This is a genomic window from Nocardioides pacificus (assembly GCF_054775955.1).
The window spans coordinates 402,804-419,365 of record NZ_BAAHCI010000014.1 but is presented as its reverse complement, the minus strand read 5'-3'; the positions used below and the strand labels follow the sequence as shown (position 1 = coordinate 419,365).

Below are 16,562 nucleotides of genomic sequence, written 5' to 3'. Positions count from 1 at the left end.
ACTGACAACCCCTGACCCCTCCACGAAGAAGGAGCACCACATGCGTCTGCAGGACAAGGTCGTCGTCGTCACCGGCGCGGCCCAGGGGATCGGCGAGGCCTACGCCCGCGCGATCGCCGCGGAGGGCGCGGCCGTCGTGGTCGCCGACCTCAACGAGGAGTCCGGCGCCAAGGTCGCGGCCGCCATCAACGAGACCGGAGGACGCGCGATCTTCGTGCGCACCGACGTCGCCTCGCACGTGTCCGCCGAGGCGATGGCGGCCCGCACGGTGGAGGAGCTCGGGGGCATCGACGGGCTCGTCAACAACGCGGCGATCTACGGTGACATGCAGTTCGACCTGCTGATCAGCGTCGACTGGGACTACTACCGCAGGTTCATGAGCGTCAACATGGACGGCGCGCTCGTGATGACCAGGGCGGTCTACCCGCACATGCAGGCCCGCGGCGGCGGCTCGATCGTCAACCAGAGCTCGACGGCCGCCTACCTCTACTCCGGCTTCTACGGCCTGGCCAAGGTCGGGATCAACGGCCTCACCCAGCAGCTGGCCCACGAGGTCGGCGGGATGGGCATCCGGGTCAACGCGATCGCGCCCGGGCCGACCGACACCGAGGCGACCCGCACCCAGGCCGGCGGGGCCACCAAGGAGCTGGTGAAGTCGCTCGCGATCAAGCGGATGGGCCAGCCCCAGGACATGGTCGGCGCCTGCGTGTTCCTGCTCTCCGACGAGGCCGCCTGGGTGACCGCCCAGATCCTCGCCGTCGACGGTGGCCAGGTGTTCCGCTCGTGACCGGACCTTCCACCGGCTCTCCCGGCGCCGGGGCCGTGGGCTTCGTCGGCCTGGGCAACATCGGCAAGCCGATGGCGCTGCGGCTGGCGGACTGGCCCTCCGGGCTCTGGGTGTACGACGTGGCGCCCGAGCCGCTCGCCGAGCTGGAGCGGGCGGGCGCCCGGGTGGCCGCGAGCGTGGCGGAGCTGGCGGCCCACGTGGACCTGGTCTGCGTGATGGTCCGCGACGACGACCAGGTCCGCGACGTGCTCGGGGAGGTGCTGGGGGCCGCCCGCGAGGGACTGACGGTCGCGATCCACTCGACCGTGGCGCCGGAGACGCCCGGGCAGCTGGCCGAGGAGGCCGCGCGCCACGGCGTACGCGTGGTCGACGCGCCGGTCAGCGGCGGCGCCATGGGCGCCTCCGCGGGCACGCTCGCCCTGCTGGTCGGAGGCGACGACGAGGCCTACGCGGCCTGTGCCGCCCCCTTCGCCCGGCTGGGCTCCAAGGTCGTCCACGCCGGCCCGGTCGGCGCCGGCACCCGGATGAAGCTGGCTCGCAACCTGATGCACTTCGTCGCCTTCACCGCCGCGACCGAGGCCCAGCGTCTCGCCGAGGCTGCCGGACTCGACCTGGTGGCGCTCGGCGACGTGGTCCGCCACACCGACGCGGTCACCGGCGGCCCCGGCGCGATCATGCACCGCGCCACCGCGGCCCCGCTGGAGCCCGAGGACTTCTGGACCGGCGTGTTCGGCCACGTGCGCGACCTGGGGGAGAAGGACCTCCGCCTCGCCACCGGGCTGGCCGACGAGCTGGGAGTCGAGGTGCCCCTGGCCCGGCTGGCCCTCGACCGACTGGGAACCGGCCTCGGCCTGCCGCCCCGCGACACCACGAGCCAGGATCACCCAGCCAAGGAGAACGCATGAGTGACAAGTTCGCCGACCTCCCCGAGCAGCGCCGTCGCGGCCTGGAGAAGATGGAGCAGGTCTACGGCTTCGACATGAGCGACGGTGCCGGCGACTTCTTCGCCTACACCGCCGACCACCTCTTCGCCGACATCTGGAACCGGCCGGGCCTCAGTGACCGTGATCGCCGGCTGTTGCTCATCGGGCTGCTCGCCGGGACCGGCGGCGCGGACGTGCTGGGCATCCAGCTGCCGGCGGCCTACGCCAACGGTGAGCTCGACGAGGACGCGCTGCGCGAGATCGTGGTGTTCCTGTGCCACTACGCCGGCTGGCCGGTGGGGGCGCGGATCAACTCCATCGTCGAGGACACCATCCGCAAGGGCCGCTGAGGTGCGCGCCGCCGTGCTCGAGGGTGGGCACTTCGTCGTCCGGGAGGTGCCGGATCCCAGCCCGGGGCCGGGTCAGCTCCTGCTCCGCGTGGCCGCGTGCGGGATCTGCGGCTCGGATCTCAAGGCCGCGGCCTATCTGCCGGACGGGACGGTGATGGGCCACGAGTTCGCCGGCGAGCTGGTCGCGGTCGGCGATGACGTCGTGGGGGACTGGACCGTTGGCTCCTCGGTCGTGGCGATGCCGGTCATCGGCTGCGGCGCCTGCGCGGACTGCGCGCTGGGCGACGTCGCCCGTTGCACGACGGGCCAGCACCTCGGCGTCGGCGGCGGCCCCGGCGCGTTCGCGGAGTACGTCGTGGTGGGCGCGCGCGAGAGCGTCGTCCTGGGGGCCGGCGTCCCGCTGGAGACCGGCGCCCTCGTCGAGCCGCTGGCCGTCGGCCTGCATGCGGTGCAGCGTGCCCGGATCGTGCCCGGTGACCGGGTGCTGGTCATCGGGGCGGGCCCGGTCGGCCTGGCCGTCCTGCTGTGGGCGAGCCGTCAGGGCGTCGGCGAGCTGGTGGCCTCCGACCCGGTGGCGAGCCGACGCGAGGCGGCGGGGGCGTTCGGGGCGACGAGCGTCGTCGACCCCACCACCGAGGAGCTCGGCGGCCCGTTCGACGTCGTGGTCGAGTGCGTCGGCGCCCGGGGGATGGTGGGCACGGCCCTCGACCTCGTGGCGCCGCGCGGACGGATCGTGATCGCGGGGGTGTGCGTCGAGGAGGACCCCTTCATGCCCGTCGTCGGCGTGATGAAGGAGGTCGACATGGCGTTCGTCTCCTACTACACCCGCCAGGAGTTCACCCTCGCGGCGATGCTGCTCGGCAGCGGGCGTCTCGAGGCGGCCTCGATGGTGACGGGCCGGGTCGGGCTCGGCGACCTCGACGCGGCTGTGGCCGAGCTGTCCTCAGCCAGCCAGCAGCGTAAGGTGCTGGTCGTTCCCTGACCCGGCTGCTCACGACCCGGCTGCTCAAGAACCGGGGGGAAGCGACGCGAAGTCGGGCTCGCGACCCTCGGCGAACGCGCTCAGCGCCTCCAGGTTGGCCGGCCCGCCCATCAGCTCGGCGAAGGCGGCGTTCTCCCGGTCGCGGGCGGCCCGGACCTGGGCGCGGTGCGGCTCGGTCATCGTGTGCTTGACCGCGCGCAGGGACGAGATCGGCCGGGCGGCGAGCAGCTCGGCGTGACGCCGCGCCTCGGAGAGCAGGTGGTCGGGCTCGCAGACGCGCCAGACCAAGCCCATCTCCAGCGCCTGGGCGGCGTCGACCCACTCGGCGGAGAGCAGCATCCAGGCGGCGTTCTGCCGGCCGACCAGCTGGGGGAAGAGGTACGACGACGCCGCCTCGGGCGCGACGCCCAGGCTCGTGAACGGGCACTTGAGCCGGGCCGTGCTCGACATGAAGGCGAGATCGGCGAAGCCGAGGATGGTCGCGCCGATGCCCAGCCCGACGCCGTTGACGGCGCACACGAGCGGCTTGGGGAAGTCGACCAGGGCATCGATCAGGCCGAGGAAGCCGTGCTTGCCGGGGACGAACGCAGGGTCGGTCGCGCGGGCGTGCATCTCGAGCAGGTCGGTGCCGGCGCTGAACGCGCGTCCGTTGCCGGTGAGCAGCACGACGGCGACCTCGAGGTCCGCGGCCGCCGCGATCAGCGCCTCGGCCGTCGCGTCGTAGAGCTCCTCGTTGAAGGCGTTGAGCGCGTCGGGGCGGTCGAGGGTCAGCGTGCGGACGCGGTGGTCGTCGACAATCTGCAGAGTCATGGGCGACAGGGTAGAACCTGTTTCAGTTTTCGGCGAGTGTCGGAGCCGTCCACTAGCGTCGGGGGCGTGGAGCTCGCCGGACCCGTCGCCGCCGCGCCGCACTCGCGGGTGTGGCGTCCCGGCCGACCCTGCCCGGTGGGGCGCATCCTGCGCACGCACCGCCGCGGCCCCGGCGACCCGACGTACCGCATCGACGACGGGGGCCGGCACTGGCGCGGGCTGGGCACGCCCGAGGGGCCGGCGACGCTGGTGCTGGGCGAGCGCGCCGCCGCGGGAGAGGTGCACGCCGGTGCCTGGGGGCCGGGAGCGGAGTGGGCGCTGGGGTCCGTCCCGGACCTGCTCGGCAGCTCCGACGACGTGAGCGGGTTCGATCCCCGGCATCCGGTGCTCCACGAGGTGTGGCGCCGGCACTCCGACTGGAGGCTGGGACGCACCGGCCTGGTGATGGAGGCCCTGGTGCCGGCCATTCTCGAGCAGAAGGTCACCGGACAGGAGGCGTTCAAGGGCTTCCGGCTGCTGGTGCACCGCTACGGCGAGCCCGCACCCGGTCCGGCGGCCGACCTGCGGCTGCGGGTGCAGCCGTCTGCAGACGTCCTGCGGTCGATCCCGTCGTGGGAGTGGCTGCGCCTGCACGTCGATCCCGCGCGCTCCCGGGCGGTCGTCACCGCCGCCCGGGTGGCCGAGTCGCTCGAGCGCCTGAGCACGGTCTCGGGTGACGAGGCCGACCGCCGGCTCCGCTCGCTGCCGGGCATCGGGGTGTGGACCAGTGCCGAGACCCGCTCACGGGCGCTGGGTGACGCGGACGCCGTGAGCTTCGGCGACTATCACGTCGCCAAGGACATCGGCTGGGCGCTGACCGGCGAGGAGGTGGACGACGACGGCCTCGCCGAGCTGCTCGAGCCCTGGCGCCCGCACCGTGGCCGGGTCCAGGCGCTGGTCGTGATGGCCGGGCTGCACCGACCCCGGCACGGGCCGAGGATGGCGCCGCGCACCCACCTGCCGCGCTGAGCCGGCGGGCCCGGATACCCCGGATGGGCGATGCCGTGACGCCGCCTGCCTGACTAGCGTGCTGCGATCCACCAGTCTTCGGGATCGAGGTAGGTCATGCTCACTCGTCGTCATTCCGCCCGGACACTGCTGTCGGCAACGGCCGTCGGCGCGCTCCTCGCCACCGGACCTGCGCCGGTCACCGGCGCGGAGGCCCCTCCGACACGCGAGTCCGCCCGGCCCCCGGCGCACCGGGTCGTGCTGGACGGTTTGGACAACCCGCGCCAGCTCAGCCTCACCCCCGACGGGAAGCGGATCGTGGTCGCCGAGGCCGGGCGTGGCTCGGCCGGACCGGCCGGCTGCACCGGCGAGGGCGAGGACGCCTTCTGCGTCGGGCGCACGGGCAAGGTGACGGTCTTCACCCCGGGCGGGAAGCGTCGGCACGTGATGAGGGGCCTGCTCTCGGGGACCGGCCCCGACGGCTCCTTCGCGGTCGGCTCCGACGGCGCCGGCAAGCGCCCCGGGGGTCCCTTCTACGCCATCATCACCGAGGCCCCACCCGAGCTGCCCTCCTCGGTGCCCGGGTGGCAGTCGGGCAAGCTGCTGGCCTCGAAGGCCGGCGGGGGAGCCCGGGTGGTCGCCGACATCGCACGCTTCGAGGAGCGGCGCGACCCCGACGGGGAGGGCGTGGAGAGCAACCCCTACTCGCTGCTCGCGCTCAAGGACCGCGTGCTCGTGGCCGACGCCGCGGGCGACTCGATCCTCCAGGTGCGCCGCGGTCGCGTGTCGCTGTGGGCGCTGATGCCGGAGTACGGCCCGCGCACCGACGCCGTACCGACCGTGCTGTCGCTGGGAGCGGACGGCCGGGTCTACGTCGGTGAGCTGCACTCGGAGCAGCCCGGCAAGGCCAAGGTGCACCGGTTCAGCAGAAGCGGCCGGCTGCTGCGCTCGTGGGGTGGCTTCACGACCGTGACCGGGGTCGACGTGGCAGCCGACGGGACGATGTACGTCTCGGAGCTGTTCGGCGGCGGCTGCGGGTTCGACCAGATCCCGACGTGCTTCCCGGGCCGCGTGGTCCGGGTGCGTCCCGGAGGTGCCCGCGCCGCACGCGACGTACCCTTCCCCGCCGGACTGACGCTGCGCAGGGGCGTCCCCTACGTGAGCGCGTTCTCCGTCTCCCCGGCCGCCGGCTTCGGCGGCAACCCGGAGTGGAGCGGACAGGTCTGGCGCCTGCGCCGCTGGTGAGCTGCGTCGCCGCGGCCTGCTGCGCCCGCCGCTCGGGACCTGGTCCTAGAGCAGCGGGCGCAGCGGCTGCAGCACGTGCTCGGTGAACTTGCGGTGGAAGTCGCGCGCCTCCCACTCGTCGGCGCGCAGCTCCAGGCTGTTGGACAGGTCGGTCTCGAAGATGCCCTCGAGGGTCCGGGCCATGCCCTCGTGGATGATCTCGACGTTGATCTCGTAGTTGCCCTGCAGGCTGAGCCGGTCGACGTTGGCGGTCCCGACGGTCGACCAGTTGCCGTCGATGGTCGAGGTCTTGGCGTGCACCATCGCGTCGCGGAAGCGGAAGATCCGGACCCCCGACTCGAGCAGCTGGGAGAAGTAGCCGCGTGAGATCCAGTCCGCGACGACGTGGTTGGACTTGAGCGGGATCAGCAGGCGTACGTCGACGCCGCGCCGGGCCGCGTCCTTGAGGGCGTCGACGAAGTCCTGGTCGGGGATGAAGTAGGCGTGCGTCATCCAGATGTTGCGGGTGGCGCGGTGGATCGCCTCGAGGTACATCGAGCGGATCGGGAACATCCACAGCCGTGGCACGTTGCGGTGGAAGCGGATCTGCGGCTCCCAGTGCGACGCCGTCTCGAGCAGCAGCGGGCGCTCGCTGGTGCGGAAGCGCTTGCGGCGGTGCAGGTTCCAGAAGTCCGCGAACGCTCGCTCCAGGTCCCAGACCCCCGGGCCGGTGATGCGCACGTGCGTGTCGCGCCACTCGGTGGCGTAGGCCGAGCCGACGTTGTAGCCGCCGACGAACCCGACCTCGCCGTCGACCACCAGGATCTTGCGGTGGTCGCGCCCGTAGTGGCGCAGGTTGTAGAAGCGCCAGCCGGCCGAGTAGGCGGGGTAGGGGAGCACCAGCATGTTGCTGGGGAAGCTCTTGAAGCGCGGCGACACCACCAGGTTCGCGAACGCGTCGTAGATGCAGTAGACCTCCACCCCGCGGTCCGCCGCTGCGGCCAGGGCGGCCTTGAAGCGCTCCCCGACCTCGTCGCCCTTCCAGATGTAGGTCTCGAAGAGGATCCGCTTCTGCGCGGACTCGATGGCGGCCAGCATGTCGTCGTACAGGTGCTGGCCGTAGGTGTACGTCGTGACCTCGCCGTCGCCGATCCGCACCGGCGCGGGGTCGGTGGTCGGGAACGGCTTGGGGCGCTTGCCCCGGCGACGGTAGGAGTCGACGAGGCTCATCGCGATGGCGATCAGGAACGGGACACCGACGACTGTGACCAGCGTCCGCCGGAGCACCGTCAGCCATGTGTCGGTGGAGAGGCGGGGGAGGCGGGGCACGGGGGTCAATGTATCCGGGACCGGGGGCTGCGTGGGCCCGTCGTCCCTCTCGCGTGTCCGGCAAGGGACTTCCGGATCTGGCGGAGGACCCGGTGAGGGGCTTGGCTGACAGGATGACGAGAGTCGGATGGATCGTGGGTCTGGTGGCCGTGCTGCTGCTGCTCAGCGGTTGCGCGGCCGAGGCGAACGAGGTGGCGGGGGGCTCGCAGGCTGCGGGCTTCTGGCCGGGTCTGTGGCACGGGGTGATCTCGCCGGTGACCCTGGTGATCTCGTGGTTCCGCGACGACGTCGGCATCTACGAGGTCGCCAACACCGGCGGTTGGTACGACACCGGGTTCATCCTCGGCGCCTCGATCGCGCTCGGCGGTGCGGGTGGCTCCGGAGCGGCGGGCTCGCGCCGGCGCTGCTGAGCAGCGCTGCTGAGCAGCGCTGCTGAGCAGCGCTGCTCAGCGGGGAGAGGACCAGTGTCGGTGACAGCCCGTAGGCTCGCAGCATGCGTCCAGTGACGGATCTCGAGCGCCGCGTGGCGCCGTTCCACGTGGTCTCCGACTACAGCCCCTCCGGCGATCAGCCTGCTGCCATCGCCGAGATCACCAAGCGGATCAACGGCGGCGTCGAGGACGTCGTTCTCCTCGGCGCGACGGGCACCGGCAAGACCGCCACGGTGGCCTGGGTCGCCGAGCAGGTCCAGCGTCCGCTGCTCGTCCTGCAGCCCAACAAGACGCTGGCCGCACAGTTCGCCAACGAGCTGCGCCAGCTCTTCCCGGACAACGCGGTCGAGTACTTCGTCAGCTACTACGACTACTACCAGCCCGAGGCCTACGTCCCGCAGACCGACACCTACATCGAGAAGGACTCCTCGATCAACGAGGAGGTCGAGCGGCTGCGCCACTCGGCGACCAACTCGCTGCTGACGCGTCGCGACGTGATTGTGGTGTCGACGGTGTCGTGCATCTACGGTCTCGGCACCCCGCAGGAGTACGTCGACCGGATGATCCGGCTCAAGGTGGGCCAGGAGCACGACCGCGACTCGATCCTGCGCCGCCTGGTCGAGATCCAGTACACCCGCAACGACATGGCGTTCACCCGCGGCACGTTCCGGGTGCGCGGCGACACGCTCGAGGTGTTCCCGGTCTACGAGGAGCACGCGGTGCGCATCGAGTTCTTCGGTGACGAGATCGAGCGGCTGATGACGCTGCACCCGCTCACCGGGGAGGTCGTCACCGAGGACCAGGAGCTCTACCTGTTCCCGGCCACCCACTACGTCGCCGGTCCCGAGCGGATGGAGCGGGCGATCAAGGGCATCGAGCTCGAGCTCGAGGACCAGCTCGCGGCGTTCGAGCGCCAGGGCAAGCTGCTCGAGGCGCAGCGCCTGCGGATGCGCACGACGTACGACATCGAGATGATGCGCCAGGTCGGCTCCTGCTCCGGCATCGAGAACTACTCGATGCACATGGACGGCCGGTCCCGCGGCTCGGCGCCGAACTGTCTGCTCGACTACTTCCCCGAGGACTTCATCACCGTCGTCGACGAGTCCCACGTGGCCGTCCCGCAGATCGGCGGGATGTACGAGGGCGACATGTCGCGCAAGCGCAACCTGGTCGACCACGGCTTCCGGCTGCCGAGCGCGATGGACAACCGGCCCCTGAAGTGGGAGGAGTTCCTCGAGCGGATCGGGCAGACCATCTATCTGTCGGCGACGCCGGGCAACTACGAGCTCGACAAGGTCGGCGGGGTCGCCAACACCGTGGAGCAGATCATCCGCCCCACCGGCCTGATCGACCCCGAGGTCATCATCAAGCCGACCAAGGGTCAGATCGACGACCTGATCCACGAGATCCGCACGCGCGCCGAGAAGCACGAGCGCGTCCTGGTCACGACGCTGACCAAGAAGATGTCCGAGGACCTCACCGACTACCTCCTCGACGCCGGGATCCGCACGCGCTACCTGCACTCCGAGGTCGACACCCTCAAGCGGATCGAGCTGCTGCGCGACCTGCGGCTGGGCCAGTACGACGTGCTGGTCGGCATCAACCTGCTGCGCGAGGGCCTCGACCTGCCCGAGGTGTCCCTGGTCGCGATCCTCGACGCGGACAAGGAGGGCTTCCTGCGCTCGGACAAGTCGCTGATCCAGACCATCGGTCGTGCGGCGCGCAACGTGTCCGGTCAGGTGCACATGTATGCCGACAAGATCACGCCCTCGATGGAGTCGGCGATCGACGAGACCAACCGCCGCCGGGCCAAGCAGGTCGCCTACAACACGCTGCACGGGGTCGACCCGCAGCCGCTGCGCAAGAAGATCGCGGACATCACCGAGATGCTGGCGCGCGAGGACGAGAGCACCCGGGAGCTGCTCGAGACCTGGCAGCACGGTGACGGCGCCAAGGCCAAGAAGCAGCCGGTGCCGGCCCTCACCCGAGACGCAGCAGGCAAGCACGCGAAGGGGCTCGCGGGGATGCCGAGCGCCGAGCTCGCCCAGCTGGTCCAGGACCTCACCGACCAGATGAAGAACGCGGCAGCCGAGCTTCAGTTCGAGGTCGCGGCGCGGCTGCGCGACGAGATCTCCGAGCTCAAGAAGGAGCTTCGCCAGATGATGGAGGCGACGCGCTGAGGGCGTGATCGGCCCCGGCGATGATGTCGGGTCGGCGCACCAGCGTGCGCAGCAGGATCATGGCCGGGGCCAGGTAGATGACGCTGCAGATCACCGACGGCGCGAGGAACGCGAGCAGTGCGTGGCGACGGGCGGACTCGTACGCCGCGATCCCGTGCTCCTGGGGCGAGGCTGCCCAGCGCGCGGGGCACGCTTGAATCCTAGGTGCCGCGGGGGTTGTCCCGGACCCCGACCCGCGCGGTCGGCGATCCTTCCTAGGATGGGGCAGTGCCACACCCCCTCGACCCTCGCCCGCGCGGCGCCCTCGTTGTGTGGGGGGTGGCGATGCTGGTCTACCTGCTGGCGGTCTTCCACCGCTCGTCCCTTGCCGTGGCGGGCCTGGCGGCGACCGATCGGTTCGGGATCTCGGCCTCGCAGCTCGCGACGTTCACGATGCTGCAGCTGCTGGTCTATGCGCTGATGCAGATCCCGGTCGGCCTCGCCGTCGACCGGTTCGGCTCGCGCAGCGTGCTGCTGGCGGGGGTGCTGACGCTCTCGGTGGCGCAGACGGGCTTCGCCTTCGCTGACTCCTACGCTCTCGCGCTGCTGGCGCGGGTCTTCGTCGGGATGGGCGACGCGATGACGTTCATCTGCGTGCTGCGGCTGGTCAACACGTGGTTCCCCACCCGGCAGATCCCGTTGGTGTCGCAGCTGACCGGGACCCTGGGGCAGCTCGGCGCGGTCGGAGCCGCCGTCCCGATGACCTGGGCCCTGGGGGCCTTCGGCTGGACCCGCTCCTACCTCGCGACGGCGCTCCTCGGGCTGGTGCTCGCCGTCGCCCTGGTGGCGGTGGTGCACGACTCGCCGCGGGCGCGCAACCTGCGCGGGCCGACGTTCTCCTTCGCCGCGATCCGGCACAGCCTGGCGACGTCCTGGTCGCACCCGGGGACCCGGCTGGGCTTCTGGATGCACTTCTCGACGCAGTTCAGCGCGACCGTGCTGAGCCTGCTGTGGGGCTACCCGTTCTTCGTGCGCGGCGAGGGACGCACGCCGGGGGAGGCGGGCTTCCTGCTCACCCTGATCGTCGTGGCCGTGATGACCGCGGGCCCGATCCTGGGATGGCTGGTGGGCGCCTTCCCCTGGCACCGCTCGACGATGGTGCTCGGCATCGTGTCGTCCATCGTCGTCGTCTGGACGGCGGTGCTCGCCTGGCCGGGCGCCGCGCCGTTCGGGCTGCTGGTGCTGCTGGCCATCGTGGTCGGCGTCGGCGGACCCGCGTCGATGATCGGCTTCGACGTCGCCCGCACCGCCAACCCACCCGACCGGATGGCGAGCGCCAGCGGCATCGTCAACCAGGGTGGGTTCTACGCGAGCCTGACCCTGGTGGTCGCCATCGGCGTGATCCTCGACTGGCGCACCCCCGGCGCCAGCACGGCCTACACCCCCGAGGCGTTCCGCTGGGCGATGAGCGCCCAGTACGCCCTGTGGGCGCTCGGGCTGCTCCAGGTGTGGCGCTACCGCCGTCTGGCCCGGGCGCACACGCGCGCCCAGCCGTGAGCCGCCTGGCGCTCGCCGTACAGCCGCCGCGCGCCCGGCGCTCGCCGTACTGACCACACGAAACAATCACATCCCACGTGATTCTTCATGTGGGAAGTGACCGTTTCACGAGTTAACTCGTGAAACGGACAGGGAGCCGACCCCTCACTCCCGCGCGCCCACCCGGCACGTGAGCGTCCAGTGGTTGCAGGCCTCGACGCGCTCGTAGGTGAGGTCGTCGAGGGCGGCGACGGCGAGGGCGAGGCCGCGGCCGGACTCGGCCTCGAAGTCGGGCATCGTGACGGCGCTGAGGTCGATGGCGGCGGGGATGCCGTTGTCGCGCAGGACGCCGACGACCTCGGTGTCGGTGACGCTGAGGACGACGCTGAAGCGGCGGGCCTCGACGTTGCCGCCGTCGAGGGCGAAGGCGTGCTCGACGATGTTGCCCAGGATCTCGATGACGGCGGTCTCGAAGCGGGCGCGGTCGGTGGCGGGGACGTGGGGGTGGACCTCCCACAGCTGCTCGACGAGGTCGTGGACGCGTTCCAGGAGCGCGTCGTCGGGCGGCGCCGAGAGCTGCAGCCTGGCCGGACGAGGCTGCTCCGGCTGCTCCGGCTGCTCCGGCTCAGTCATCGAAGGCCCCCTCGACGTCGTCGCGGGCCCGCAGCACCTTGTCGAGGTTCGTCAGCTTGAAGACCGCCGCGACGGCCTCGGTGGGCCGCGCGATGCGCAGGTCGCCGCCGTGCTGACGGGCGTGCTTGAGCCCGGCGATCAGCGCGCCGAGCCCGGAGGAGTCGAGGAACGTGGTCTCCGCCAGGTCCACGACGATCCGCACGGTGCCCGCTGCGACGAGGTCGCCCAGCACCTCCTTGAGTCGGCGTGCGGAGACCATGTTGAGTCGACCCTGGGGAGTGACCACCCCGATGCCGCGGTCGGTCGTCTGGACGTCGAAATCGATCATGCTGCTCCTTGTCGGCCGGGGCCTCGTCCTACCCGCTCCCGCGGCCCGCTAACCAACGCGGGTCCCGGAGTCGGCGACGAACCCGCGGTAGCGCGCTGCCTGGATGATGATGGAGAAGATCGCGAGGTCGAAGACGATCCAGGCGATGTTGATCCAGGTCCCCAGCGGAGTCCCCAGCCCCTGGGAGAGCCGCACGAGCCCGATCACGCTGGCGACGACCAGGGCGGCCATCGCGAAGAGCTGGGGTCGCACCAGGTGCCAGGGTGGGCCGGCGTCCTCGCGCTTGGTCTTGGGAGTGACCGCGAAGTCGAGGCTGCGGCCGAGGAAGACGTTGCCGAAGGCGGAGGTGAACGAACGGATCCAGACCGGGAAGAGGGCCAGTGAGTACTGCTGTCCCCGCCAGGTCCTGCGTCCGTTGGCCACGATCCAGAAGAGCAGCTGGTTGATGATGAGGAACGGCACCAGGCGCACGAAGAAGTCCGACGAGAACGCCTTCACGGGCATCACGCCGAGGGTCAGATAGGCCACCGGCGCGGCCAGGTAGACCAGCGCGGCGAAGCCTGCGAGGTAGCTCCACATGGTGCCGAAGTACATGAGCCGCTGCCCCCAGGAGAGGCCGCGCTGGACGAGCGGGTTCTCCCGGAACATCACCTGGACCGTGCCCTGGGCCCAGCGCAGCCGCTGGGTGAGCATCGTCTGCAGGTCCTCCGGTGCCAGCCCGTGGGCCAGGACCTCGTCGTGGTAGGCGGTGCGCCAGCCCAGTGAGTGCAGCCGCATGCAGGTCGCCATGTCCTCGGTCACCGAGATGGTGGCCATCGGCATGATCGGCTGCGCCTCGCTGCCGAGGCCGACGTCGACCGCCTCCACCAGCGACTGCACGGTCTCGATGGCCCCGAGCGGCGACCACTCGCGGTGGGTGATCGCGTCCAGGACCGGCCCGTCGTACGACGCGAGCGTGTCGTCGCCGGCCGCGGTCGCCTCCTCGAGCTCCGCGATCACCGCGAGGTCGGCCTGGAGCGTGCTCAGGTCGGCCTCGACCAGCCAGCGATGGACCGCGTCGACCCGCTGCTGGAAGTCGAAGGTCACGTCGAAGAGCGCCTCGCCGCGGGCGAGCTCGGCGCGCGCGTGAGTGACCGCTTCCTCGACCTCGGTGAGCGCGGTGCGCACGGCGTCGTCGTCGGGCCCGAGTCCCTTGCGGGCAGAGCGGAGCACCGACCGGGCGGTGCGCAGTGCCCGGTGGACGCCGGCCTCCACCTCGCCGGCGTAGCGGACGATGCCGAGCTGCATCAGCGCCTCGCGCCTGATCACGGCGTTGGACCCGCAGAAGAAGGCGGCGTTCCAACCGTCCTTGCCCTGCTGGATCGGGCCGTAGAAGAGGGGGGCCTGGCTGCCGAGGGGGTCGCCGTCCGGCACGTTCACGAACCACTGCGGGGTCTGGACGAGAGCCATCTGCTCGTCGTCGAAGTAGCCGAGGGTGCGGTCGAGCAGCGTGGGGAGCGGCACCTGGTCGGCGTCGAGGATGACGAGGAACTCTCCCTCGGTGGCCAGCAGGGCGTTGTTGAGATTGCCCGCCTTGGCGTGGCGTGGCTTGTCCACCCAGTCCGCCGAGCGGGTGATCCAGCCGACGCCCTCCGCCTCGGCGGCGGCCCGCATCTCGGAACGGTTGCCGTCGTCGAGCACCCACGTCCGGTGCGGGTAGGTGATGGCCTTCGCGGCGCGGGCGGTCCCCATCACCATCTCGATCGGCTCGTTGTAGGTGGTGATCAACACGTCCACCGTGCGGCCGGGCGCCGCCGCCGGCGGCTCGCCACGCTCCTTGAGACGCCACATGGTCAGGCCGAAGAGCAGTGAGTCGACGAGGCTGTAGGTCTCGGCGAGCACGAGGGGTACGGCGATCCACCAGTTGTCCCAGTGCACGGAGAACAGCCAGCGCCACACCACGTAGTTGAGGCCCAGCACCGCCGTCACGGTGACGACAGCGCGGATCAGGAGCAGTCGGCGACTCACCGCGTCGTACCCGCGTCGCCGGACTCCCGGTAGACGGCGACCGCCGTCACGTCGTCCAGGGCGGTGCGGCGGCGAGCCATCCGCGTGATGCCGGCCAGGAGCGAGCTCGCGGTGTCGTGGGCGAGGACGAGCTCGCGAACCTCGGGCACCCAGTCCTCCGGGGCGTCGAGCAGGTCGAGGAGACCGTCGCTGAAGACCAGCAGCCGGTCCCCGGGCTCGAGGTCGACCTGCTGCTCGTCCCAGTGGGAGTCGGGCAGGACGCCGATGGGGAGCCCCTGGCCGTGCAGGTGCACCGTCTCGCCGTCGGCCCGCACCAGCAGGGTGAGGTTCATCCCCGCGTCGACGAAGCGCAGCTCTCCGTCGGACAGGTCGATCACGCCCTGGAAGAGCGTGATGAACGACTCCGTGCGCTCCAGGTCCTGCAGGAGACTGCGCGCGACCTGGGTCACGGTGATGCCCAGATCGACCCCGGCCGCCGCCACGGCGTGCGTCGACCGGAGAGCGGCGCGCGCCCCGGCGCCCACCAGCGCGGCGCCGGTGCCCTTGCCCATCACGTCGCCGATTGCGAGGTGGGCCACGTCCTGGATGACCCCGTGGTCGAAGAAGTCGCCGCCCACGGCGAGCGCCGGCAGGCAGGCACCCCGGATCTCCCAGCCGCCGGTGACGATCGCCTGCTCGGGCAGCATCGAGGCCTGCACCTCGCCGGCCCGCGCCATCTCCGAGGAGGACACGACCTCCTGCTGCGCCCATGCGGCCATGTCCTCGAACGCGCTGAGCTGCTCGGCGTCCAGGGTGCGGGGTGTGGTGTCGAGGATGCAGAAGACCGCCACGACGTTGTCGTTGCTGTCCCGCAGCGGGTGGCCGGCATAGAAGCGCAGCCCGTGCTCGCTCACTGCCTCGAGGTGGGCGAAGCGAGGGTCGCGAGTCGCGTCCGGACAGATGACGGTCTCGTCGAGGGCGGTGGGGACCTGGCAGAAGCTCCCAGTGCGGGGGCTGTCGCGGATCTCCAGTCCCTGGAGGCTCAGATTCCACGCTCGATCACGGTCCAGCACGGTGATGGCGGTGATCGGTACGCCGAACACCGTCCGGGCCAGGCGGGTGATCCGGTCCAGGCGCTCGGAGGGCGGCTGGTCCAGGATGCCGAGGCTCTCGACAGCACGCTGGCGCCGGTCCTCACGGGCCTGCTGGCTCGCCTCCTGCTGGTCGTGCCTGCTCACTGCCATGGCCGCGCGTCCTCCGAGCGTCGTCTTTACCCGGAACCTTAACCTTGTGATTCCACCGGCTAGCGTGAGCGGACACGGGGACACGGTCGAGAGGAGTGTGCGTGGAGACGCGGCATCGGGCACTGGTGGTCGACGACGACCAGGACGTGCGTGACCTCGTGGTCACGATCATCGAGGGCGCCGGGCTGGACGTCGACATCGCCGCCTCGGGCGCAGAGGCGCTGCGCAAGATCCGCGAGATCAACCCCGACCTGGTCACCCTCGACCTCACCCTGCCCGACATCGACGGCATGGAGGTGTGTCGCCGGCTCCGCGAGTTCAGCGACGCCTTCGTCATCATGATCACCGGCCGCGACGAGCAGGCAGCGCGGCTCGTCGGGCTCGAGAGCGGTGCAGACGAATACCTCGCCAAGCCGTTCCATCCCCGCGAGCTGCGGGCGCGCGTGGCCTCGATGCTGCGCAGGGCCGCGGTGGCCCGTCCGACCCCGCCTGAAGCTGAGCCCGAGCCCGAGTCGGGCCTCGCGCAGCGCACCGTCCCCGAGCCCCTCGACGCGGGCGGTGGCCTGGTCATCGACGTGGCGCGCCGTGAATCCCGGCTCCACGACGACAACCTGGGCCTGACCGCGCCCGAGCTCGACATCCTGACCTTCCTGGCGCAGCGTCCCGGGCAGGTGATGGGGCGCGCCGAGATCGTCGCCGAGCTCTGGGGCCAGGAGGTGGTCGAGTCCGACTACCAGCTCGACGTCAACATCGGGAGCCTGCGGCGCAAGCTGCGCAAGGCGGCACGAGGCACGACGTGGATCACCACCGTCGACGGCTCCGCCTACCGCTTCGACCGCCCCTGAAACCGTGA

Annotated in this window: 16 protein-coding genes; 10 read left to right on the top strand and 6 right to left on the bottom strand. The window is 71.2% G+C overall.

The window, feature by feature from the left end; genetic code table 11:
• The first annotated feature begins 40 nt into the window (after positions 1–40).
• The 4 genes from ACYU7L_RS18420 to ACYU7L_RS18405 are packed head-to-tail and all read left to right on the top strand — an operon-like array spanning position 41 to position 3,042.
• Complete coding sequence (locus ACYU7L_RS18420; RefSeq protein ID WP_460799750.1) at positions 41–787, top strand: SDR family oxidoreductase; 747 nt, start codon at positions 41–43, stop codon at positions 785–787.
• Complete coding sequence (locus ACYU7L_RS18415) at positions 784–1,692, top strand: NAD(P)-dependent oxidoreductase (RefSeq protein ID WP_460799747.1); 909 nt, start codon at positions 784–786, stop codon at positions 1,690–1,692. Before ACYU7L_RS18420 ends, ACYU7L_RS18415 begins: the two co-directional genes overlap by 4 nt.
• Positions 1,689–2,060: a carboxymuconolactone decarboxylase family protein gene (locus ACYU7L_RS18410; protein WP_460799745.1), complete on the top strand. Its 372-nt coding sequence runs from the start codon at positions 1,689–1,691 to the stop codon at positions 2,058–2,060. The genes ACYU7L_RS18415 and ACYU7L_RS18410 overlap by 4 nt, the downstream gene beginning before the upstream one ends.
• A gap of 1 nt (position 2,061) precedes the next feature.
• On the top strand, positions 2,062–3,042 hold the full coding sequence (locus ACYU7L_RS18405; RefSeq protein ID WP_460799742.1) for an alcohol dehydrogenase catalytic domain-containing protein: 981 nt from the start codon (positions 2,062–2,064) through the stop codon (positions 3,040–3,042).
• Between the two features lie 24 nt (positions 3,043–3,066).
• Here ACYU7L_RS18405 and ACYU7L_RS18400 read toward each other — a convergent pair whose 3' ends face one another.
• Entirely contained in the window at positions 3,067–3,852 is a 786-nt protein-coding gene (locus tag ACYU7L_RS18400) for an enoyl-CoA hydratase/isomerase family protein (RefSeq protein ID WP_460799740.1), read from the bottom strand.
• A gap of 66 nt (positions 3,853–3,918) precedes the next feature.
• Here ACYU7L_RS18400 and ACYU7L_RS18395 point away from each other — a divergent pair, with 66 nt between their 5' ends.
• On the top strand, positions 3,919–4,860 hold the full coding sequence (locus tag ACYU7L_RS18395; protein WP_460799738.1) for a DNA-3-methyladenine glycosylase family protein: 942 nt from the start codon (positions 3,919–3,921) through the stop codon (positions 4,858–4,860).
• A gap of 96 nt (positions 4,861–4,956) precedes the next feature.
• Positions 4,957–6,084 (top strand): ScyD/ScyE family protein, encoded by a 1,128-nt coding sequence (locus tag ACYU7L_RS18390; RefSeq protein ID WP_460799735.1) that lies wholly within the window; start codon positions 4,957–4,959, stop codon positions 6,082–6,084.
• A gap of 45 nt (positions 6,085–6,129) precedes the next feature.
• Here the strand turns inward: ACYU7L_RS18390 and ACYU7L_RS18385 are convergent, their stop codons facing one another.
• Positions 6,130–7,392, bottom strand: a complete 1,263-nt coding sequence (locus ACYU7L_RS18385; protein ID WP_460799733.1) for a phospholipase D-like domain-containing protein — start codon at positions 7,390–7,392, stop codon at positions 6,130–6,132.
• A 113-nt stretch (positions 7,393–7,505) separates the two neighbouring features.
• On the opposite strand from ACYU7L_RS18385, the gene ACYU7L_RS18380 reads away from it, so the two are divergent.
• The 3 genes from ACYU7L_RS18380 (at position 7,506) to ACYU7L_RS18370 (ending at position 11,539) form a co-directional block, all read left to right on the top strand.
• A complete protein-coding gene (locus ACYU7L_RS18380; RefSeq protein ID WP_460799730.1) occupies positions 7,506–7,802 on the top strand; it encodes a hypothetical protein in 297 nt (98 codons plus the stop codon).
• 83 nt (positions 7,803–7,885) lie between these two features.
• The gene (uvrB, locus tag ACYU7L_RS18375) at positions 7,886–10,003 is read left to right on the top strand and encodes an excinuclease ABC subunit UvrB (RefSeq protein WP_460799725.1); all 2,118 of its coding nucleotides are present in this window, start codon (positions 7,886–7,888) and stop codon (positions 10,001–10,003) included.
• 267 nt (positions 10,004–10,270) lie between these two features.
• Positions 10,271–11,539 (top strand): MFS transporter, encoded by a 1,269-nt coding sequence (locus tag ACYU7L_RS18370; protein ID WP_460799723.1) that lies wholly within the window; start codon positions 10,271–10,273, stop codon positions 11,537–11,539.
• A 144-nt stretch (positions 11,540–11,683) separates the two neighbouring features.
• On the opposite strand, the gene ACYU7L_RS18365 is transcribed toward ACYU7L_RS18370, so the two are convergent.
• Genes ACYU7L_RS18365 through ACYU7L_RS18350 form a run of 4 tightly spaced genes read right to left on the bottom strand, consistent with a single transcriptional unit; the run spans position 11,684 to position 15,709 of the window.
• A complete protein-coding gene (locus ACYU7L_RS18365; RefSeq protein ID WP_460799720.1) occupies positions 11,684–12,151 on the bottom strand; it encodes an ATP-binding protein in 468 nt (155 codons plus the stop codon).
• Positions 12,144–12,479: an STAS domain-containing protein gene (locus tag ACYU7L_RS18360; protein ID WP_460799718.1), complete on the bottom strand. Its 336-nt coding sequence runs from the start codon at positions 12,477–12,479 to the stop codon at positions 12,144–12,146. Before ACYU7L_RS18360 ends, ACYU7L_RS18365 begins: the two co-directional genes overlap by 8 nt.
• Before the next feature lie 48 nt (positions 12,480–12,527).
• Positions 12,528–14,486 carry a glycosyltransferase gene (locus ACYU7L_RS18355; RefSeq protein WP_460799716.1) on the bottom strand — a complete coding sequence of 653 codons (1,959 nt, stop codon included), beginning with the start codon at positions 14,484–14,486 and terminating at the stop codon, positions 12,528–12,530.
• On the bottom strand, positions 14,483–15,709 hold the full coding sequence (locus ACYU7L_RS18350; protein WP_460799713.1) for a PP2C family protein-serine/threonine phosphatase: 1,227 nt from the start codon (positions 15,707–15,709) through the stop codon (positions 14,483–14,485). Before ACYU7L_RS18350 ends, ACYU7L_RS18355 begins: the two co-directional genes overlap by 4 nt.
• A gap of 101 nt (positions 15,710–15,810) precedes the next feature.
• On the opposite strand from ACYU7L_RS18350, the gene ACYU7L_RS18345 reads away from it, so the two are divergent.
• Positions 15,811–16,554: a response regulator transcription factor gene (locus tag ACYU7L_RS18345; protein WP_460799711.1), complete on the top strand. Its 744-nt coding sequence runs from the start codon at positions 15,811–15,813 to the stop codon at positions 16,552–16,554.
• Positions 16,555–16,562 lie beyond the last annotated feature (8 nt).